Here is a 17,990-nt window from a genome sequence, read left to right as displayed (position 1 = left end):
GATTAGTTACTCTTTTTTTGCTCGTTTTTGTCTTGCAACTGCGACGGTACCAGAACCGTTGTCACGCGTTTGCCTTTATCGCTAAACGCCTGCATTTGCTGCTGTTGCACCAGATAGGTGATGCGATCGCCTTTCACGTTGCTGTCGAGCTGCTCCAGATAGGCGTTGCCCGTCAGGGTCACCAACTGGGTCGCCACGTCGTAACGCACTTTCTGCGCGTGGCCTTTGACCGGCTTGCCGCTGTCCTGCATCTGGTAGAAGGTTACCGGGTTGCCGAACGCTTCAATATAGGTCTTATTCTGATCTCCGCCCGGGCGGGTGACCACCACCTTGTCGGCGCGAATATCGATGGTGCCCTGTTTGATCACCACGTTGTCGGTGAAGGTGCTGACGTTGCTTTGCATGTCCAACGACTGCTTGAGCGAGTCGATGCTGACCGGCTGGCTGGAGTCGGATTTCAGCGCCAGAGCGGGGGCGCTGGCGGCCAAAACTAAGCTGCCGAGCAACAGGTTACGGAGTTGGTTTTTGGTTCTGAATTTCATAGTTGGTCTTAACCTTATCAATCAGCTCAGCGGTTTTGGTCCGCAGGTTCCCACGCATTTTCATGCCGTTAGAGGTAAAATTGGTCCCGTAAAGCGTGACTTCGTCATCGGAGGTGACGTCCTGGGTGACCAGGTTTACCTGAGCGTTGTCCGTCTTAATTTTTTCCAGCTGCGAGGTGGTGGTCAGGCTGTTCACCTCGACGTGACCATACAGATACAGCATTCGGTCTTTAGTCAGTTTGGCGCGATCGGCGCGAACTGACCAGGTGGCCACCGCATTCTCATCGAACAGCGTCATCACCGGCTGGGTGAACCAGCTCAGCTCGCCGGCGGTGTAATATTTCGCGTCTTCCGCCACCAGTTTGTAATTCAGCTTGCCGGCCGGGTTGTACACCACGGTGACCGTGTGCTGGCTCTGGTAGGTCGGATCCTGATCGTTGACCGGGCCTGGGGCCGTGTCGTCGCTGAAGTCCGTCATGTTCCAGCCGATCAGCGCCAGAACGATCACCGTCAACAGGATGGTGATCCACAGTTTGGTTTTACTCATATCGACAGCCCTTTGGCGTCCTCCAGCTTATTTTGAGCCAAAAGAATGATGTCGCACAGTTCGCGCACCGCGCCGCGGCCGCCGGCAATGCGGGTGACGTAGTGGGCGCGCGGCGCCAGCAGCGGATGGGCGTCCGCCACCGCGACCGCCAGGCCGACCTGCGCCATCACCGGCCAGTCGATCAGGTCATCGCCGATATAGGCGACCTGATCCGCCGTTAACGACAGTTTATCCAACAGTTCGCGGAAGGCCAAAAGCTTATCGGACTGCCCCTGATACAGATGGGTGATGCCGAGCGTCTGCGCGCGGTCCTCCAGCAGCCTGGCGGAGCGCCCGGTAATGATCGCCACCTCGATGTCTGAGGTTTTCAAGCAGCGGATGCCGTAGCCGTCGCGCACGTTGAACGCCTTCAGTTCTTCACCGTTGTTGCCCATGAAGATCAGGCCGTCCGACAGCACGCCGTCAACGTCGCAAATCAACAGGCGGATGTTCCCGGCACGCGCCATAACCTCTTGTTCTACCGGCCCGTAGCAGGTTTCTACCATACCCATTCCGTTCTATTCCTTAATTAAACGACGCCGGCGCGCAGCATGTCATGCATATGTACCACACCCAGCAACTGGTCGCCATCGGCAACCAGCAGCGCGGTGATGTGGCGTTGTTGCATCAGGTTCAATGCATCGACCGCCAGGATGTTGGGGCGCACCCGCACGCCGCCCGGCGTCATGACATCGGCAATCTTCGCCTCGTGCAGGTTGATGCCCATGTCGAACACCCGGCGCAGGTCGCCATCGGTAAAGATGCCGGCGATTTTCATCAGATCGTCGCAGATCACCGTCAGGCCCAGATTTTTGCGGGTGATTTCCAGCAACGCGTCGCGCAACGAGGCGTCGGCGCTGACGTGGGGAATTTCATCGCCGCTGTGCATGATATCGCTAACCCGCAGCAGCAGTTTGCGGCCGAGTGCGCCGCCCGGATGCGACAGCGCGAAATCTTCCGGCGTGAAACCGCGCGCTTTCAGCAGCGCGACGGCCAGCGCATCGCCCATCACCAGCGTGGCGGTGGTGCTGGTGGTCGGCGCCAGCCCCAGCGGGCAGGCTTCCTGCGGCACCTTGATGCACAGGTGGATATCCGCCGCTTTACCCATCGAGCTTTCCGGATTGTTAGTCATACAGATGAGGGTGATCTGTTGGCGTTTCAACACCGGGATCAGCGCCAGGATCTCGCTGGACTCGCCGGAGTTGGAGATGGCGAGCACGATGTCCTGCGGGGTGACCATGCCTAAATCGCCATGGCTGGCCTCCGCCGGATGAACGAAGAATGAGGGCGTGCCGGTGCTGGCGAAGGTCGCGGCGATCTTGCAGCCGATGTGGCCGGATTTGCCCATGCCCATCACCACCACTTTGCCGCCGCAGGCGGCGATGGTTTCGCAGGCGCGGGTGAAGTCTGCGTTGATGTAGCTGTCGAGCTGAGCCAGCCCTTCACGCTCTATCTGAAGCACTTCTTTGCCGGCCTGTTGAAAATCGAAGCCCGGTTGCAACTCAATGTTCGACATACTCATTCCCGTCGGTTTAGCCGAAAGTACTGAAAGGGTTAAAGAACAGCACCGCAAGATACGCAATAAAGCCGCATAATAACAGCGCGCCCGCCAGGTGGCCGATGCGATGTTTGCGGCCGATGCACAGCACGCTCAGCAGCACGCTGGCCGCCAGCATCACCCAGTAATCGCGATGGAAGGCGGCGGTGTCAACGCTGCCCGGCGACAGCAGGGCGGGTACGCCCAGCACGATCACCGTGTTGAAAATATTGGAGCCGATGATATTGCCAATCGCCATATCATCCTCGCCCTTGAGCGCCCCGGCGATGGAGGTGGCCAGTTCGGGCAGGCTGGTGCCGATGGCGATAATGGTCAAACCGACCACCAGTTCGCTCAGACCGAAATAGTGTGCGATCACCGTCGCGTTATCGACCACCATTCTGGAAGAGAGCGGCAGAATGATAAACGCCAGCACCAGCCACAGCACCGCCACGGTATTGCTGCTGTCCTGCGGCAGCTCGGCGATCTGCTCCATGGTCAGGCTGTCGCTGCCCTCGCGCTGCGCCAGCCGGGCGATTTTCAGCATCAGCAGGATGAAGCCGGCGGCGGCGGCCAGCAGCAGCACGCCGTCCAGCCTGCTCAGGGTGCCGTCCATCAACACGAAACCGCATAATACTGTGACCGCTAACATCAGCGGCAGTTCGCGCCGCAGTATCTCAGAGCGCGCGGCCAGCGGGTGAATCAGCGCCGCCACGCCCAGAATCAATAAAATGTTGGTGATGTTGGAACCTAATACGTTGCCAACGGCCATATCTATCTGCCCGTTCAGCGCGGCGGTGGTAGACACGATCAGCTCCGGCAGCGAGGTGCCGATGCCGACGATGGTCATGCCGATGATCAGCGGCGGTACGCCGAGCGAGCGGGAAATCACGGCAGCACCATAAACTAAGCGGTCTGCACCGTACACCAGTAGAAATAAACCAACGATTAATAATGCTATCGCGAGAAACATGCAGGGTCCTTTGTCGGGTATTATCCCGGTTCGTTGGTTAAAGCCGTCAATGCGGCGGTATTGCTTGCCCTCCGTTGCGCGCGTTTAAGCCGCAGCAACGGTTTTCCCCGGCTAATAGTTGAACAGTTTCGTTTTTTTTCGTTATGGCGCCAATTTTGACCGGGTGGCGCGGAAAAGTAAAACCAATGGCACCATTGGTTGCGAAATGGCAGTAAGTTTTTGTAAAGATGAGACGGATTGCGCCCATTGCTTTAACATCACGGGTAGATTCAGCAAAAGATGAGTCGTAAAGGGTCCATTAACATGCTCCAAAAGGCAGATAATTTGGTCGAAGTGCGCGGCATGAGCTTCTCGCGCGGCGACCGACGGATATTTGAAGACATCAACCTGACGGTGCCCCGCGGTAAGGTCACGGCGATCATGGGGCCATCAGGCATCGGCAAAACCACGCTGCTGCGCCTGATCGGCGGCCAGCTGGCGCCGGACAGCGGGGAGATTTGGTTCGACGGCGACAACATTCCCGCGTTGTCCCGCCGTCAGTTATACGACGCGCGCAAAAAGATGAGCATGCTGTTCCAGTCGGGCGCGCTGTTTACCGATTTGACCGTATTCGAAAACGTGGCCTACCCGCTGCGCGAGCACAGCAACCTGCCGGAGCCTTTGTTGCGCAGCACGGTGCTGATGAAGCTGGAAGCGGTGGGGCTGCGCGGCGCGGCCCAGCTGATGCCCAATGAGCTTTCCGGCGGCATGGCGCGCCGGGCGGCGTTGGCGCGCGCGATCGCGCTGGACCCTGAGATGATCATGTTCGACGAACCCTTCGTTGGCCAGGATCCGATCACCATGGGGGTGCTGGTCAAGCTGATCGATGAGCTGAACCATGCGCTGGGCATTACCTGCATCGTGGTGTCGCACGACGTGCCGGAGGTGCTGAGCATCGCCGACTACGCCTACATCGTGGCCGACAACCGGGTGATCGCCGAAGGCACCACGCAGCAATTGCAGAACAATCCTGATGCGCGCGTGCGCCAGTTCCTGGATGGTATAGCGGATGGGCCGGTGCCGTTCCGCTATCCGGCCGGGGATTATCAGACCGAACTGCTAGGCTTAGGGAGTAAATAAGCTCATGTTATTAAGAGCGTTAGCGTCGTTGGGGCGCAGTGGCATCAACACCAGCGCCAGCTTCGGCCGCGCCGGGTTGATGCTGTTCAACGCGTTGATTGGCCGGCCGGAACCCGGCAAGCAGTGGCCGCTATTGTTGAAACAGCTTTACAGCGTCGGCGTGCAGTCGCTGCTGATCATCATGGTCTCCGGGCTGTTTATCGGCATGGTGCTGGGCCTGCAGGGCTATATCGTGCTCACCACCTACAGCGCCGAGGCCAGCCTTGGCATGATGGTGGCGCTGTCGCTGCTGCGCGAGCTGGGGCCGGTGGTCACGGCGCTGCTGTTTGCCGGCCGCGCCGGTTCCGCGCTCACGGCGGAAATCGGCCTGATGAAGGCGACGGAGCAGATCTCCAGCCTGGAAATGATGGCGGTCGATCCGCTGCGGCGCATCGTGGCACCGCGCTTCTGGGCCGGACTTATCAGCATGCCGCTACTGACCATCATCTTCGTGGCGATCGGCATTTGGGGCGGTTCGGTGGTCGGCGTGGATTGGAAGGGCATCGACAGCGGCTTCTTCTGGTCGGCGATGCAGGGCGCCGTGGAGTGGAAAAAAGATCTGCTCAACTGCCTGATCAAAAGCGTGGTATTCGCCATTACCGTAACCTGGATTGCCATTTTCAATGGGTACGACGCCGTGCCTACCTCTGAAGGGATTAGCCGGGCGACGACGCGTACCGTGGTGCATTCGTCACTGGCGGTGTTGGGATTGGATTTCGTGCTGACCGCACTGATGTTTGGGAATTGATTCGATGCAAACGAAGAAGAGTGAAATCTGGGTTGGGGCATTTATGCTGATCGCGCTGTGCGCCATCGTGTTTATCTGCCTGCAGGTGGCGAACCTTAAATCGATCGGCAGCGAGCCGACCTACCGCATTTACGCGACGTTCGACAACATCGGCGGCCTGAAACCGCGTTCGCCGGTGAAAATTGGCGGCGTGGTGATCGGCCGCGTGGCGGACATCGAACTCGATTCGAAAACCTACACGCCGCGCGTGGCGCTGGATATCCAGAAAAAGTACGACCAAATCCCGGATACCAGCTCGCTGGCGATCCGCACCTCCGGCCTGCTGGGCGAGCAATATCTGGCGCTTAACGTGGGCTTTGAAGATCCTGATATGGGCACCACCATCCTGAAAGATGGCGGCACCATTCAGGACACCAAATCAGCCATGGTTCTGGAAGACCTGATCGGCCAGTTCCTGTATAAAAGCGGCGGTCAGGACAGCGCCAAATCGGGAGACGCGGCCGCTGAGCCGGCTGCCGGCGCCGCACCGCAACCCGCTGTTCCAAATCATTAAGAGAGGATACCTGCATGTTTAAACGTTTACTGATGGTGGCTCTGCTGGTGGTTGCACCGCTGGCGAGCGCAGCCGACCAAACCAATCCCTACAGCATGATGCAAGAAGCGGCGCAGAAGACTTTCAGCCGTTTGAAGAACGAACAGCCGAAGATCAAGCAGGACCCGAACTACCTGCGTGCCATCGTGCATCAGGAACTGATGCCGTTCGTGCAGGTGAAATACGCCGGCGCGCTGGTGCTGGGGCGTTACTACAAAGAGGCAACGCCTGCGCAGCGCGAAGCTTACTTCACCGCCTTCCAGGCTTACCTGGAGCAGGCTTACGGCCAGGCGCTGGCGATGTATCACGGCCAGACTTACCAGATCGCGCCTGAACAGCCGCTGGGCAATGCCGACATCGTGGCTATTCGCGTCACCATCATCGACAACGGCGGCCGCCCGCCGGTGCGTCTGGATTTCCAATGGCGCAAGAACAGCAAAACCGGCTACTGGCAGGCGTATGACATGATCGCCGAAGGCGTCAGCATGATCACCACCAAGCAAAATGAGTGGGCGTCTACGCTGCGTACTCAGGGCATCGACGGCCTGACCAAGCAGCTGCAGGCCGCCGCCGCGCAGCCTATCACGCTGGACAAGAAAAACTGATGTCGGCAGCGCTCAGCTTCGAATCAGAGCGGCAGACGCTGATCCTGCGCGGTGAACTGGACCGGGAAACGCTGCAGCCGCTGTGGCGGCAGCGCGCCGCGCTGATGGCGGATAAAACCGCGATCGACGTGGCGCAACTGCAGCGCGTGGACTCCGCCGGGCTGGCGCTGTTGCTGCATCTGCAGGAAGAGCAGCGCCAACGCGGCGTAGCGCTGAAAATTTTCGGCGCTACCGAGCGCCTGAAAACGCTGATCGCGCTCTACAACCTGCAGGCGATAATGCCTGTCGATACCGCCGGTTAGCGGCGTTTTAGGCCGCTCTTGCGTGGTAAAACGATACAAAGCCCCTGTTATGCAGGGGCTTTTTCTTTAGTTTAAGAAAACATCGTATTCCACTAAGATACTAGGCTGTTTATGATCCTTTAGCGGCAGAACTGGATACTATGGAAACCAACGAGATTAAAGACGTGCTGATGCAGGCATTGGCACTGGATGAAGTACATGTGACGGGCGACGGTAGCCATTTTCAGGCGATCGTGGTCGGTGAACTGTTCGCCGGCATGAGCCGCGTCAAAAAACAGCAGACGGTTTACGCACCGCTGATGGAATACATTGCGGACAACCGCATTCATGCCTTGTCTATTAAGGCGTACACCCCTGAAGAGTGGCAGCGAGACCGCAAACTCAACGGATTTTAAGGCTGTTTGCCCTGCCGGGCGGGCAGCTTCAGATTAGATAACAGAGAGTAGTCAGATGGATAAATTTCGTGTGCAGGGTCGGACCCGCCTGAGCGGTGAAGTGTCTATTTCCGGGGCCAAAAACGCCGCCCTGCCGATCCTGTTCGCCGCCCTGTTGGCGGAAGAGCCGGTCGAGCTGCAGAATGTCCCTAAGCTGAAGGACATCGACACCACCATTAAACTACTCAACCAGTTGGGTACCAAGATTGAGCGCAACGGTTCGGTCTTCGTGGACGCCAGCGGCGTGAACGAGTTTTGCGCCCCTTACGATCTGGTGAAAACCATGCGCGCTTCCATTTGGGCGCTGGGGCCGCTGGTGGCGCGTTTCGGCCGCGGTCAGGTTTCCCTGCCGGGCGGCTGCGCGATTGGCGCGCGTCCGGTCGATCTGCACATCACCGGCCTGGAGCAGTTGGGTGCCGAGATCAAGCTGGAAGAAGGCTACGTCAAGGCGTCCGTCGAGGGCCGCCTGAAGGGCGCGCACATCGTCATGGACAAGGTGAGCGTGGGCGCGACCGTGACCATCATGAGCGCCGCGACCCTGGCGACCGGCACCACCGTTATCGAAAACGCCGCGCGTGAGCCGGAAATTGTCGATACCGCCAACTTCCTCAACACGCTGGGCGCGAAGATCAGCGGCGCAGGCAGCGACAAGATCACCATCGAGGGCGTCGAGCGTCTGGGCGGCGGCGTGTACCGCGTGCTGCCTGACCGCATCGAGACCGGCACCTTCCTGATCGCCGCCGCGGTTTCCGGCGGCAAAGTGATGTGCCGCAACACCCGTCCGGACACGCTGGATGCGGTGCTGGCCAAGCTGCGCGAAGCCGGTGCCGATATCGAAGTGGGCGAAGACTGGATCAGCCTGGACATGCACGGCAAGCGCCCGAAAGCGGTCACCGTGCGCACCGCGCCGCACCCGGGCTTCCCGACCGACATGCAGGCTCAGTTCAGCCTGCTGAACCTGGTGGCGGAAGGCACTGGCGTCATCACCGAGACCATCTTCGAAAACCGCTTCATGCACGTGCCGGAACTGATCCGCATGGGCGCACACGCGGAGATCGAGAGCAACACCGTGATCTGCCATGGCGTTGAACAGCTGTCCGGCGCTCAGGTGATGGCGACCGATCTGCGCGCTTCCGCCAGCCTGGTGATCGCCGGCTGCATCGCCGACGGTGTGACCGTTGTCGATCGCATCTATCACATCGATCGCGGCTATGAGCGTATTGAAGACAAGCTGCGCGCGCTGGGTGCGAACATCGAGCGCGTGAAAGGCGAGTAAGTCATTAGCGCCGGCGCGGCTGCGTCGGTAGGATGAATAGCAAAGGGCCGGCTATCAATGCCGGCCCTTTTTTAATTGCTGTCTTCCGGGAATTCACCCACCGTCATTTTCAACGTAATGCGTTTGCCGTCGCGCAGCACGATAACCGGTATCTCGGTGCCCGGTCTGATCTCCGCCACCTGATCCATGGTTTCCAGCACGGATACCGCCGGTTTGTTATCCACGTTGATGATGATGTCGTTGATCTGGAAGCCGGCGTTGCTCGCCGGGCCGTTCGGCGTAATTTCGGTCACTATGATGCCCTGCAGGCGATCGATGCCGGAATTGGAGGGGCGCAGCGGAATGATCTCCTTGCCCTGAATGCCGAAATAGCCGCGGATAACGCGGCCGTCGCGGATCAGCTTGTCCATGATCTTGGTAGCCAGTTCGATCGGGATCGCAAAGCCCAGTCCTTCCGGCGTTTCGCCGTCGGTGATTTTATCATAGGTCAGGGTGTTGATACCGATCAGCTCACCCAGCGAGTTGACCAGCGCGCCGCCGGAGTTGCCGCGGTTGATTGAGGCGTCGGTCTGCAGAAACGTCTGCCGGCCGGTGGTGCTCATACTGATGCGCCCGGTAGCGCTGAGGATGCCCTGAGTCACGGTTTGCCCCAGGTTATAGGGGTTGCCGATCGCCAGCACCACGTCGCCGACGTGGGCAACGCGATTTTTATTGGTCGGGATCACCGGCAGGTTGCCGGGATCGATCTTCAGCACCGCCAGGTCGGTCAGGCCGTCGGAGCCGACCAGCAGCGCTTCATAGCGGCGGCCATCCTGCAACACCACGGTGATCTGCTGAGCGTCTTTGATCACGTGGCGGTTGGTGATGATATAGCCGCGTTCGTTCATGATCACGCCGGAACCGAGCGACAGCACGTTGGCGGCGCCGTTCAGGTTACGGTTGTAGATGTTCACCACGGCAGGGGCGGCGCGGCGCACCGCCTTGTTGTAGCTCACCGGCGTTTCGTCGCTGGTATTCTCGGTTTTCTCTGCAAACAGGCCGTTGGAAGAGCGCAGCATGGGCAGGGCGGCCAACAGCAGGCCGGCAACGATGAGACCGATAACGACAGAACGCAAGAGCTTAGCAAACATGGAGTTTTCGTGGTGTGGTGAACGATGTTCGGAGGATAGCATGAGTTAACCGGGCGCAGTATGTCACCGAGCCCGGTTTTTGCACAAATTAACGCAGCAGCAGATAAATGGTTTCGTTACCGCGCACGATATTGAGTGCCATCACCGGCGGCTTGGCTTCCAGCACCTTGCGCAGCGCGGTGATACTGTCCACGCGCTGGCGGTTGACGCCGATGATCACGTCGCCTTTTTGCAGGCCGATTTGCGCCGCCGTCGAGCCTTTATCCACGTTCTCCACCTTCACGCCCTTGTCGCCGCTCGGCAGCGCACCGTTGCTGAGGGATACCCCCTGCAGCGCCGGCGACAGCGTTTCGGCATTGGTCGAGGCGCTCTCGCTGTTGTCCAGCGTGACCGAGACTTCCTGCGGTTTACCGTCGCGCAGCAGGCCTACCTTGAGCGTTTTGCCCGGTGCGGTGGTGCCGACCTTGGCGCGCAGTTCGGCAAAGCTGTTCACCGGTTTGCCGTCGACGGAAACCAGAATATCCCCGGCTTTGATGCCGGCCTTGGCGGCGGCGGATTTCGGCAACACTTCGCTGACGAAGGCGCCGCGCTGCGCGTCGGTGTTGAAGGCTTTGGCCATGTCCGGGGTCATTTCACTGCCCTTGATGCCAAGCAGGCCGCGTTTCACTTCACCGAATTCGATCAGCTGCTGGCTCAGGTTCTGCGCCATATTGCTCGGAATGGCGAAGCCGATGCCGACGTTGCCGCCGCTCGGCGCCAGAATGGCGGTATTGATGCCGATCAGTTCGCCGTTCAGGTTAACCAGCGCGCCCCCGGAGTTGCCGCGGTTGATGGAGGCGTCGGTCTGAATGAAGTTTTCCAGCCCTTCCAGATTCAGGCCGGTGCGGCCCAGCGCTGAGATGATGCCGGAGGTGGCGGTTTGGCCCAGGCCGAACGGGTTGCCGACCGCCACGGCGAAGTCGCCGACGCGCAGCTGGTCGGAATCGGCCATCTTGATGGCGGTCAGGTTTTTGGTATCGCTGAGCTGCAGCAGGGCGATGTCGGACTGTTCATCGCGCCCGACCAGCTTGGCGTCCAGCTCACGGCCGTCGTTCAACTGCACGCGGATTTTATCGGCGTTGTTGATGACGTGGTTGTTGGTCAGCACGTAGCCCTTGGCGGCGTCGATGATCACGCCGGAACCCAGCCCTTCAAACGGGCGGGAGCTCTGCTGTTGGCCGGGGAAGTTGGGGCCGAAGAAGCGTCTGAACTCTTCCGGCAACTGTTGACGCTGCACCTGGGTGCCGGCGACATGCACGCTCACGACGGCGGGCAAGACTTTTTCCAGCATCGGCGCCAGGCTCGGCAGCGGCTGCCCCTGCACGGCGACGGGCAGGGCCGCGTTGGCCGCCGGTGCGGCGCTGAGCGCCAGACCGAGGCTCATTGCCAATGCACTAAGAATTAACGACTTTTTCTTCATTGATGATAACTCTCTCAATACCTGCCGATGAAAATTTGATGATAAGGCAATCGCCTTGTCATAGTGAAGGGTAAGACCGTGAATTTGCGTGCAAAGTTCAGTAAAGGTAATGCGAGGGAAGGTCAATATGGCACAAACGGGATTAAACCCGCGGGAGGCCCCGCGGGCGAAGAAGGAATATCAGTCGCGGCGTGCGCTTTGACCGCGCAGCAGGCCGGAGGCCCCTTCCGAATAGTCGCGCGGCATTTCCACCGGCGCCTGATCGTTGTCCGCTTCCGCTTCGGTCAGGCGATAGCGGAACGGGTTCTCCTGCATCGGCAGATCCGGCAGCAGGTTGTTGGAGCTTTTCGCCATGTGCTGATACAGCTGGCGATAATCGCGCGCCATGTTATCCAGCAGCTCGGCGCTGCGGGCGAAGTGGCCGACCAGCTCCTGACGGTACTCTTCCAGCTCGGTTTTGCTCTTGTCCAGCTCATTCTGCAAGACTTGTTGTTGACGCAATTTACGGTTGCCAAAACGCATCGCCACCGCACCAATCACGATACCGACGACCAAACCAATCAGCGCATACTCCCAGGTCATGATGACTCCTATTTTGACTTCGTTGTTCCGCAGGGATTTTTCACTTAATAATATCCACTATAACCGTTAACCTTGTCCGAGTGGAATCCTGATGCGCTTCCACCTAATTTTTACAGGGTTTTCAGCGGCGCCCGCAGCGGGCATTTGTGGCGATAACGGTGCGAATCGGCATCAACTTGCCGCCAACGTTGGCTAAATAATTTCTAAGCGTTCTTAGGGAACATCGAACAGATGCAGGCACTATCACCGTTATCTCGCTACCAGCAGGCGCTGGATGCGGGGGAATATCAGGCCGATGAGGTTCAACGCCGGGCCGTCACTCAACTGGATCGCATTTATCAGGCTCTGCGGCAAAAGCCGGCGGCGAGTGCGCCGGCCGGCGGGCTGCGCGGCAAGCTCAGCCGCTTGCTGGGCAAGGGCGGCGACACGGCGCCGCAGCGCCCGGTGCAGGGGCTGTACATGTGGGGCGGCGTCGGGCGCGGCAAAACCTGGTTGATGGATATGTTCTTCCACAGCCTGCCGGGCGATCGCAAAATGCGCCTGCACTTCCACCGCTTCATGCTGCGGGTGCATGAAGAGCTGACCGAGTTGCAGGGGCGGGAAAACCCGCTGGAAATCGTCGCCGACGGCTTTAAGGCCGAGACCGACGTATTGTGCTTCGACGAATTCTTCGTCTCCGACATCACCGACGCCATGCTGCTGGCCACGCTGCTGCAGGCGTTGTTCGCGCGCGGCATCACGCTGGTGGCCACCTCGAACATCCCGCCGGACGATCTGTACCGCAACGGTCTGCAGCGGGCGCGTTTCCTGCCGGCCATCGATCTGATCAACGAGTACTGCGACGTAATGAACGTCGACGCCGGCATCGACTATCGTCTGCGCACCCTGACCCAGGCGCACCTCTACCTGACACCGCTAAACGACCAGACGTGTGAGGCGCTGGATCGGATGTTCGTCAAGCTGGCGGGCAAGGCGGGGGAGGACGCGCCGGTGCTGCAGATCAACCATCGGCCGCTGCAGGCGATCCGTTCGGTGGACGGCGTGCTGGCGGTGGATTTCCACACGCTGTGCGAAGAGGCGCGCAGCCAGCTGGACTACATCGCGCTGTCGCGGCTGTATCACAGCGTGATCCTGTATAATGTGCAGGTGATGGGGCCGCTGAAAGAGAATACCGCGCGCCGTTTCCTGGCGCTGGTGGATGAATTTTACGAGCGTCACATCAAGCTGGTGATCGGCGCCGAAGCGTCGATGTTCGAGATCTATCAGGGGGTGCAGCTGAAATTTGAATTCCAGCGCTGCCTGTCGCGCCTGCAGGAAATGCAGAGCGAAGAGTACCTCAAGCTGCCGCATCTGCCCTGAGCCCGCCGGGCCTATCGCCGGTTGTCCGCCGCCGGCGATAAATTTATTTTCCATTCAAAAACCGTTCGATCTTTGTGAGCGACTTCTCTATAATCTTGCGACCCCACGTTACAACAAAGTTTTTTTTCCCAAAAACTTTATAGTGCCGGCAATGGCTATTCGAAGGGGTAGGTTTGCTGGACTTGTATGGTCGTGTGAGCCTCAACTGTTTTCGAGCGTTTGGGTGTTCACCAACGTGTAACTAATTATTGGGTAAGCTTTCTAATGAAAACTTTTACAGCTAAACCAGAAACCGTAAAACGCGACTGGTACGTTGTTGATGCAGATGGTAAAACTTTAGGCCGTCTCGCTACTGAACTGGCTCGTCGCCTGCGCGGCAAGCATAAAGCGGAATACACCCCGCACGTGGATACCGGTGATTACATCATCGTTCTGAACGCTGACAAAGTTGCTGTAACCGGCAACAAGCGTACAGACAAAGTGTACTACCACCACACCGGCCACATCGGTGGTATCAAGCAAGCGACCTTTGAAGAGATGATTGCCCGCCGTCCTGAGCGCGTGATTGAAATCGCGGTTAAAGGCATGCTGCCAAAGGGCCCGCTGGGTCGTGCTATGTTCCGTAAACTGAAAGTTTACGCGGGCACCGAGCACAATCACGCGGCACAGCAACCGCAAGTTCTGGACATTTAATCGGGATTAATGGCAATGGCTGAAAATCAATACTACGGCACTGGTCGCCGCAAAAGCTCCGCCGCTCGCGTCTTCATCAAGCCGGGCAACGGTAACATCGTTATCAACCAGCGCAGCCTGGAACAGTACTTCGGTCGCGAAACTGCCCGCATGGTAGTTCGTCAGCCGCTGGAACTGGTCGACATGGTTGGCAAACTGGACCTGTACATCACCGTTAAAGGTGGTGGTATCTCCGGTCAAGCTGGCGCTATCCGTCACGGTATCACCCGTGCACTGATGGAATACGATGAGACTCTGCGTTCTGAACTGCGTAAAGCTGGCTTCGTCACCCGTGACGCTCGTCAGGTTGAACGTAAGAAAGTCGGTCTGCGTAAAGCACGTCGTCGTCCGCAGTTCTCCAAGCGTTAATTTTCGCTGCTTCGGCAGTGCGATTTACGCAAAAAACCCGGTGCTTCACCGGGTTTTTTTACGCCTGAAATCCGCCGTCCCCGACTAAAATCTGTGGCATATCAGACAATTCAACATGAATTCGCCGCACCGCCCCCACAAAACAAGCAGAATCTGGTAAACTATCATCCACTTTTGCGCCTGTTCGCCGTGCAGTTGACCTCCTGGGCCGGTTTTTTATGGGCTCGGGTCGCGCTGCGTGCTGCCGGCCTGCGGCAAGATTATTCAGGATAGCAGCCTGTCAGTTGGCTATTCGCAGTATTTTCTAGATAACTTGGAGGTTTTCATGGCTGTCGCTGCCAACAAACGTTCGGTAATGACGCTGTTCTCTGGCCCGACCGACATTTTTAGCCATCAAGTACGTATCGTACTGGCGGAGAAAGGTGTCAGCGTCGAGATCGAGCAGGTCGAAATGGATAACCTGCCGCAAGATCTGATTGACCTCAACCCTTACCAGACGGTGCCTACGCTGGTCGATCGCGAACTGACCCTGTATGAATCCCGCATCATCATGGAATATCTGGATGAGCGTTTCCCGCACCCGCCGCTGATGCCGGTTTACCCGGTTGCTCGTGGTGAGAGCCGTCTGATGATGCTGCGCATCGAGAAGAACTGGTACTCGCTGATGGACAAGATCGAGAAGAGCAGCGGCCAGGAAGCGGAATCCGCCCGTCGCCAACTGCGCGAAGAGTTGCTGGCGATCGCGCCTATCTTCGGTCAGGCGCCGTATTTCATGAGCGAAGAGTTCAGCCTGGTGGATTGCTACCTGGCGCCGTTGTTGTGGCGTCTGCCGCAGCTGGGCATCGAATTGAGCGGTGCCGGTTCCAAAGAGCTGAAAGGCTACATGACCCGCGTCTTCGAACGCGACGCCTTCCTGGCTTCCCTGACCGAAGCCGAGCGTGAAATGCGCCTGCAGACCCGGGGCTAAGCGCGATGGACATGTCTCAGATGACGCCGCGTCGCCCGTATCTGCTGCGGGCGTTCTACGACTGGCTGCTGGATAACCAACTGACGCCTCACCTGGTGGTCGACGTGACTCGCCCGGACGTGCAGGTGCCGATGGAGTTCGCGCGTGACGGCCAGATCGTGCTGAATATCGCGCCGCGCGCGGTAGGCAACCTGGCGTTGGGTAACGAAGACGTGCAGTTCAACGCGCGCTTCGGCGGCGTGCCGCGTCAGGTTTCGGTGCCGATGGCCGCCGTGCTGGCGATCTATGCGCGTGAAAACGGCGCCGGCACGATGTTCGAACCGGAAGCCGCCTACGACGAGAGCGAAGGCGTGTTCGAAGGTCTGGACAATGAGACGATCCCTTCGGAAACCCTGATGTCGGTCATCGACGGCGATCGCCCGGATACCGCGGAAGACAACGGCCCGGATGACGAACCGCCGCAGCCGCCGCGCGGTGGCCGCCCGGCGCTGCGCGTGGTGAAATAACCCCGTGAGAACAAACGAAAAAGCACCCCATGGGGGTGCTTTTTTTTGCCCGGCAGACGCGGGTCAGCCTTTCAACGCGGCAATGCAGGCGTCGCGCGGCGCGCTGAGATCGCCTACGCGCACGGTAGATAGGGCGTGGGTTGCGCGCTCACGGAAACTGCTGATGGCGGTGTCGCCTTGCACTTCCGGCGGTGCGGTGCAAATGTCATTGAGCGGCAGATCGTTGCCTTTGTTGAGCGCCTGCAACACCGCCGCCGGATTGTAGATCAGGGCTGCGGAGAGGGCCGATTTGATGCCGGCGGTAAAGCCGGCATTGCCGCCGCCGGCCAACTTGGGCGCCAGGGCAATCCAGCTGTCGTCCCCCAGCCGGATGCTGTTTTCCACGGCGCCGAACTGCCCGGCCTTGCCCAACTGCGCCACGACCGGCCGTGCGCCGCGCGCTTCGATATTGTAACCAACCTCCTGCGAATCCAGCGCCATGGCTGAAGCGCTGAAACTGACGGCCAGCAGCGCGCCGGCCAACAGGGAAATGGAGCATTTCATGTTCGCTATCCTTATCTCGGTGTCAGGCGCAGCCGCGCCCCGCAATGGTGCTAACTCAATACTATAGCGCGTTGAGGCGGTGAGGAGCGGGGAGGTTGTTACAAAGCGTGGCAGGCTAAAAACAGAGGCCCGGCAATATGCCGGGCCTCTGATGGTACGGAAGGTTTACACTTCGAGGTAGTTCATGATGCCGTCTGCCGCTTTGCGGCCTTCGGCGATCGCCGTCACTACCAGGTCAGATCCGCGCACTGCGTCACCACCGGCGAAGATTTTCGGGTTGCTGGTCTGGAACGCGTTGTCGCTGCCTTCCGGCGCCAGGATGCGGCCCTGTTTATCCAGCTGCACGTCGTGCGCCGCCAGCCAGTCCATGCGGTGCGGGCGGAAGCCGAACGCCATCACCACCGCGTCCGCGTCGATCACGTGTTCGGAACCTGGCACCTGCTCTGCCGTCTGACGGCCGTTGGCATCCGGCGCGCCCAGCTGAGTGCGCACCATTTTCACCCCGGCCACGCGGCCGGCGCTGTTCAGTTCGATGCTCAGCGGCTGCAGGTTGAACTGGAAGTCCACCCCTTCTTCCCGGGCGTTCTTCACTTCGCGCTTGGAGCCCGGCATGTTGGCTTCGTCGCGGCGGTAGGCGCAGATGACCTGCGTTGCGCCCTGACGCACCGAGGTACGCACGCAGTCCATGGCGGTATCGCCGCCGCCCAGCACCACCACCCGTTTGCCTTCCATGCTGACGTAAGGCTCGTGCTGCTCGGTTTCATACCCCATCAGCTGCTTGGTGTTGGCGATCAGGAACGGCAGCGCGTCGTACACGCCCTGCGCCTCCTCATTCTCCAGGCCGCCGCGCATCGACTGATAGGTGCCGACGCCGAGGAACACCGCATCGTACTCGCTCAGCAAGGTCTCCATGCTGACGTCTTTACCCACTTCGGTGTTCAACTGGAACTCGATGCCCATCTCGCTGAAGATGCCGCGGCGTTTGACCATCACTTCCTTTTCCAGCTTGAAAGCCGGGATGCCGAAGGTCAGCAGGCCGCCGATCTCCGGATGACGATCGTATACGACCGCCTTGACGCCATTGCGGGTCAGCACGTCGGCGCAGGCCAGCCCGGCGGGGCCGGCACCGACGATCGCCACGCGCTTGCCGGTCGGCTGCACGTGCGACATGTCCGGCTTCCAGCCCATTTCGATGGCCTTATCGCTGATGTAGCGCTCGATATTGCCGATGGTGACCGCACCGAACTCGTCGTTCAGGGTGCAGGAGCCTTCGCACAGGCGATCCTGCGGGCATACGCGGCCGCACACTTCCGGCAGGCTGTTGGTCTGATGCGCCAGGTCCGCCGCTTCCATGATGCGGCCTTCGTTGGCCAGTTTCAGCCAGTTCGGGATGTAGTTGTGCACCGGGCACTTCCACTCGCAGTACGGGTTGCCGCAGGACAGACAGCGGTCCGCCTGGGCCTTGGCCTGGGTTTCCGAAAACGGTTCGTAGATCTCGACGAACTCGATTTTGCGGATCTTCAGCGGTTTCTTTGGCGGATCAACACGCTGCAGGTCGATAAATTGATAAACGTTCTGGCTCATTAATGA

At 59.4% G+C, this 17,990-nt stretch carries 22 protein-coding genes; 12 read left to right on the top strand and 10 right to left on the bottom strand.

What is annotated here, in order from left to right:
* Nucleotides 1–2: 2 nt before the first annotated feature.
* From lptA to ACOWVD_RS15080, 5 genes are read right to left on the bottom strand one after another with little or no spacing between them, the layout of a single operon-like run.
* Entirely contained in the window at nt 3–542 is a 540-nt protein-coding gene (gene lptA, locus ACOWVD_RS15100) for a lipopolysaccharide ABC transporter substrate-binding protein LptA (RefSeq protein WP_004937045.1), read from the bottom strand.
* Nucleotides 511–1,089, bottom strand: coding sequence for an LPS export ABC transporter periplasmic protein LptC (gene lptC / locus ACOWVD_RS15095; protein ID WP_004937047.1), 579 nt, complete (start codon nt 1,087–1,089; stop codon nt 511–513). Before lptC ends, lptA begins: the two co-directional genes overlap by 32 nt.
* Nucleotides 1,086–1,640 carry a 3-deoxy-manno-octulosonate-8-phosphatase KdsC gene (gene kdsC, locus ACOWVD_RS15090; protein WP_273890115.1) on the bottom strand — a complete coding sequence of 185 codons (555 nt, stop codon included), beginning with the start codon at nt 1,638–1,640 and terminating at the stop codon, nt 1,086–1,088. The genes lptC and kdsC overlap by 4 nt, the downstream gene beginning before the upstream one ends.
* A 17-nt stretch (nt 1,641–1,657) precedes the next feature.
* On the bottom strand, nt 1,658–2,644 hold the full coding sequence (gene kdsD / locus ACOWVD_RS15085; RefSeq protein ID WP_004937051.1) for an arabinose-5-phosphate isomerase KdsD: 987 nt from the start codon (nt 2,642–2,644) through the stop codon (nt 1,658–1,660).
* A gap of 16 nt (nt 2,645–2,660) precedes the next feature.
* Complete coding sequence (locus tag ACOWVD_RS15080) at nt 2,661–3,638, bottom strand: calcium/sodium antiporter (protein WP_015379175.1); 978 nt, start codon at nt 3,636–3,638, stop codon at nt 2,661–2,663.
* Nucleotides 3,639–3,941: 303 nt separating this feature from the next.
* On the opposite strand from ACOWVD_RS15080, the gene mlaF reads away from it, so the two are divergent.
* The 7 genes from mlaF to murA all read left to right on the top strand — a co-directional run bounded on the left by mlaF (nt 3,942) and on the right by murA (nt 8,753).
* A complete protein-coding gene (mlaF, locus tag ACOWVD_RS15075) occupies nt 3,942–4,757 on the top strand; it encodes a phospholipid ABC transporter ATP-binding protein MlaF (RefSeq protein ID WP_049241465.1) in 816 nt (271 codons plus the stop codon).
* A gap of 4 nt (nt 4,758–4,761) precedes the next feature.
* A complete protein-coding gene (gene mlaE, locus ACOWVD_RS15070) occupies nt 4,762–5,544 on the top strand; it encodes a lipid asymmetry maintenance ABC transporter permease subunit MlaE (protein WP_004937059.1) in 783 nt (260 codons plus the stop codon).
* A 4-nt stretch (nt 5,545–5,548) separates the two neighbouring features.
* A complete protein-coding gene (gene mlaD, locus ACOWVD_RS15065) occupies nt 5,549–6,097 on the top strand; it encodes an outer membrane lipid asymmetry maintenance protein MlaD (RefSeq protein ID WP_004937061.1) in 549 nt (182 codons plus the stop codon).
* 14 nt (nt 6,098–6,111) lie between these two features.
* Entirely contained in the window at nt 6,112–6,741 is a 630-nt protein-coding gene (gene mlaC, locus ACOWVD_RS15060; RefSeq protein ID WP_004937063.1) for a phospholipid-binding protein MlaC, read from the top strand.
* Complete coding sequence (gene mlaB, locus ACOWVD_RS15055) at nt 6,741–7,043, top strand: lipid asymmetry maintenance protein MlaB (protein ID WP_004937064.1); 303 nt, start codon at nt 6,741–6,743, stop codon at nt 7,041–7,043. Before mlaC ends, mlaB begins: the two co-directional genes overlap by 1 nt.
* A 140-nt stretch (nt 7,044–7,183) precedes the next feature.
* A complete protein-coding gene (ibaG, locus tag ACOWVD_RS15050; protein ID WP_004937066.1) occupies nt 7,184–7,438 on the top strand; it encodes a BolA family iron metabolism protein IbaG in 255 nt (84 codons plus the stop codon).
* 55 nt (nt 7,439–7,493) lie between these two features.
* Nucleotides 7,494–8,753: a UDP-N-acetylglucosamine 1-carboxyvinyltransferase gene (gene murA, locus ACOWVD_RS15045; RefSeq protein ID WP_004937068.1), complete on the top strand. Its 1,260-nt coding sequence runs from the start codon at nt 7,494–7,496 to the stop codon at nt 8,751–8,753.
* A gap of 71 nt (nt 8,754–8,824) precedes the next feature.
* Here the strand turns inward: murA and degS are convergent, their stop codons facing one another.
* The 3 genes from degS to zapG all read right to left on the bottom strand — a co-directional run bounded on the left by degS (nt 8,825) and on the right by zapG (nt 11,924).
* The gene (gene degS / locus ACOWVD_RS15040) at nt 8,825–9,883 is read right to left on the bottom strand and encodes an outer membrane-stress sensor serine endopeptidase DegS (protein ID WP_004937070.1); all 1,059 of its coding nucleotides are present in this window, start codon (nt 9,881–9,883) and stop codon (nt 8,825–8,827) included.
* 88 nt (nt 9,884–9,971) lie between these two features.
* Nucleotides 9,972–11,342: a serine endoprotease DegQ gene (gene degQ / locus ACOWVD_RS15035; RefSeq protein ID WP_004937072.1), complete on the bottom strand. Its 1,371-nt coding sequence runs from the start codon at nt 11,340–11,342 to the stop codon at nt 9,972–9,974.
* Nucleotides 11,343–11,522: 180 nt separating this feature from the next.
* Nucleotides 11,523–11,924: a Z-ring associated protein ZapG gene (zapG, locus tag ACOWVD_RS15030; protein WP_004937074.1), complete on the bottom strand. Its 402-nt coding sequence runs from the start codon at nt 11,922–11,924 to the stop codon at nt 11,523–11,525.
* A gap of 231 nt (nt 11,925–12,155) precedes the next feature.
* Here zapG and zapE point away from each other — a divergent pair, with 231 nt between their 5' ends.
* From zapE to sspB, 5 genes are all read left to right on the top strand, one after another.
* Complete coding sequence (gene zapE, locus ACOWVD_RS15025) at nt 12,156–13,283, top strand: cell division protein ZapE (RefSeq protein WP_164095404.1); 1,128 nt, start codon at nt 12,156–12,158, stop codon at nt 13,281–13,283.
* A gap of 264 nt (nt 13,284–13,547) precedes the next feature.
* Entirely contained in the window at nt 13,548–13,976 is a 429-nt protein-coding gene (gene rplM, locus ACOWVD_RS15020) for a 50S ribosomal protein L13 (protein ID WP_004937079.1), read from the top strand.
* A 15-nt stretch (nt 13,977–13,991) separates the two neighbouring features.
* Nucleotides 13,992–14,384 (top strand): 30S ribosomal protein S9, encoded by a 393-nt coding sequence (gene rpsI / locus ACOWVD_RS15015; RefSeq protein WP_004937080.1) that lies wholly within the window; start codon nt 13,992–13,994, stop codon nt 14,382–14,384.
* A gap of 325 nt (nt 14,385–14,709) precedes the next feature.
* Nucleotides 14,710–15,351, top strand: a complete 642-nt coding sequence (gene sspA / locus ACOWVD_RS15010; RefSeq protein WP_004937082.1) for a stringent starvation protein SspA — start codon at nt 14,710–14,712, stop codon at nt 15,349–15,351.
* Between the two features lie 5 nt (nt 15,352–15,356).
* Nucleotides 15,357–15,857 carry a ClpXP protease specificity-enhancing factor gene (sspB, locus tag ACOWVD_RS15005; protein WP_004937084.1) on the top strand — a complete coding sequence of 167 codons (501 nt, stop codon included), beginning with the start codon at nt 15,357–15,359 and terminating at the stop codon, nt 15,855–15,857.
* Nucleotides 15,858–15,920: 63 nt separating this feature from the next.
* Here the strand turns inward: sspB and ACOWVD_RS15000 are convergent, their stop codons facing one another.
* Nucleotides 15,921–16,400 carry a hypothetical protein gene (locus ACOWVD_RS15000; RefSeq protein ID WP_156866266.1) on the bottom strand — a complete coding sequence of 160 codons (480 nt, stop codon included), beginning with the start codon at nt 16,398–16,400 and terminating at the stop codon, nt 15,921–15,923.
* Nucleotides 16,401–16,565: 165 nt separating this feature from the next.
* Entirely contained in the window at nt 16,566–17,984 is a 1,419-nt protein-coding gene (locus ACOWVD_RS14995) for a glutamate synthase small subunit (RefSeq protein WP_015379170.1), read from the bottom strand.
* Nucleotides 17,985–17,990 lie beyond the last annotated feature (6 nt).

It is taken from the genome of Serratia sp. SA088 (genome assembly GCF_049065515.1).
In the GTDB taxonomy this organism is placed as follows: domain Bacteria; phylum Pseudomonadota; class Gammaproteobacteria; order Enterobacterales; family Enterobacteriaceae; genus Serratia; species Serratia nematodiphila.
This window is presented reverse-complemented; position numbering and strand designations above follow the sequence as displayed.

What these genes read in the sequence shown, in the direction of transcription:
- zapE (WP_164095404.1), top strand. Translation starts at nt 12,156, where the DNA reads ATGCAGGCACTATCACCGTTATCTCGCTACCAGCAGGCGCTGGATGCG.
- mlaD (WP_004937061.1), top strand. Translation starts at nt 5,549, where the DNA reads ATGCAAACGAAGAAGAGTGAAATCTGGGTTGGGGCATTTATGCTGATC.
- sspB (WP_004937084.1), top strand. Translation starts at nt 15,357, where the DNA reads ATGGACATGTCTCAGATGACGCCGCGTCGCCCGTATCTGCTGCGGGCG.
- lptC (WP_004937047.1), bottom strand. Translation starts at nt 1,089, where the DNA reads ATGAGTAAAACCAAACTGTGGATCACCATCCTGTTGACGGTGATCGTT.
- lptA (WP_004937045.1), bottom strand. Translation starts at nt 542, where the DNA reads ATGAAATTCAGAACCAAAAACCAACTCCGTAACCTGTTGCTCGGCAGC.
- ibaG (WP_004937066.1), top strand. Translation starts at nt 7,184, where the DNA reads ATGGAAACCAACGAGATTAAAGACGTGCTGATGCAGGCATTGGCACTG.
- kdsD (WP_004937051.1), bottom strand. Translation starts at nt 2,644, where the DNA reads ATGTCGAACATTGAGTTGCAACCGGGCTTCGATTTTCAACAGGCCGGC.
- ACOWVD_RS14995 (WP_015379170.1), bottom strand. Translation starts at nt 17,984, where the DNA reads ATGAGCCAGAACGTTTATCAATTTATCGACCTGCAGCGTGTTGATCCG.
- mlaB (WP_004937064.1), top strand. Translation starts at nt 6,741, where the DNA reads ATGTCGGCAGCGCTCAGCTTCGAATCAGAGCGGCAGACGCTGATCCTG.
- mlaF (WP_049241465.1), top strand. Translation starts at nt 3,942, where the DNA reads ATGCTCCAAAAGGCAGATAATTTGGTCGAAGTGCGCGGCATGAGCTTC.
- degS (WP_004937070.1), bottom strand. Translation starts at nt 9,883, where the DNA reads ATGTTTGCTAAGCTCTTGCGTTCTGTCGTTATCGGTCTCATCGTTGCC.
- rplM (WP_004937079.1), top strand. Translation starts at nt 13,548, where the DNA reads ATGAAAACTTTTACAGCTAAACCAGAAACCGTAAAACGCGACTGGTAC.
- ACOWVD_RS15000 (WP_156866266.1), bottom strand. Translation starts at nt 16,400, where the DNA reads ATGAAATGCTCCATTTCCCTGTTGGCCGGCGCGCTGCTGGCCGTCAGT.
- ACOWVD_RS15080 (WP_015379175.1), bottom strand. Translation starts at nt 3,638, where the DNA reads ATGTTTCTCGCGATAGCATTATTAATCGTTGGTTTATTTCTACTGGTG.
- murA (WP_004937068.1), top strand. Translation starts at nt 7,494, where the DNA reads ATGGATAAATTTCGTGTGCAGGGTCGGACCCGCCTGAGCGGTGAAGTG.
- mlaE (WP_004937059.1), top strand. Translation starts at nt 4,762, where the DNA reads ATGTTATTAAGAGCGTTAGCGTCGTTGGGGCGCAGTGGCATCAACACC.
- sspA (WP_004937082.1), top strand. Translation starts at nt 14,710, where the DNA reads ATGGCTGTCGCTGCCAACAAACGTTCGGTAATGACGCTGTTCTCTGGC.
- degQ (WP_004937072.1), bottom strand. Translation starts at nt 11,342, where the DNA reads ATGAAGAAAAAGTCGTTAATTCTTAGTGCATTGGCAATGAGCCTCGGT.
- zapG (WP_004937074.1), bottom strand. Translation starts at nt 11,924, where the DNA reads ATGACCTGGGAGTATGCGCTGATTGGTTTGGTCGTCGGTATCGTGATT.
- kdsC (WP_273890115.1), bottom strand. Translation starts at nt 1,640, where the DNA reads ATGGGTATGGTAGAAACCTGCTACGGGCCGGTAGAACAAGAGGTTATG.
- mlaC (WP_004937063.1), top strand. Translation starts at nt 6,112, where the DNA reads ATGTTTAAACGTTTACTGATGGTGGCTCTGCTGGTGGTTGCACCGCTG.
- rpsI (WP_004937080.1), top strand. Translation starts at nt 13,992, where the DNA reads ATGGCTGAAAATCAATACTACGGCACTGGTCGCCGCAAAAGCTCCGCC.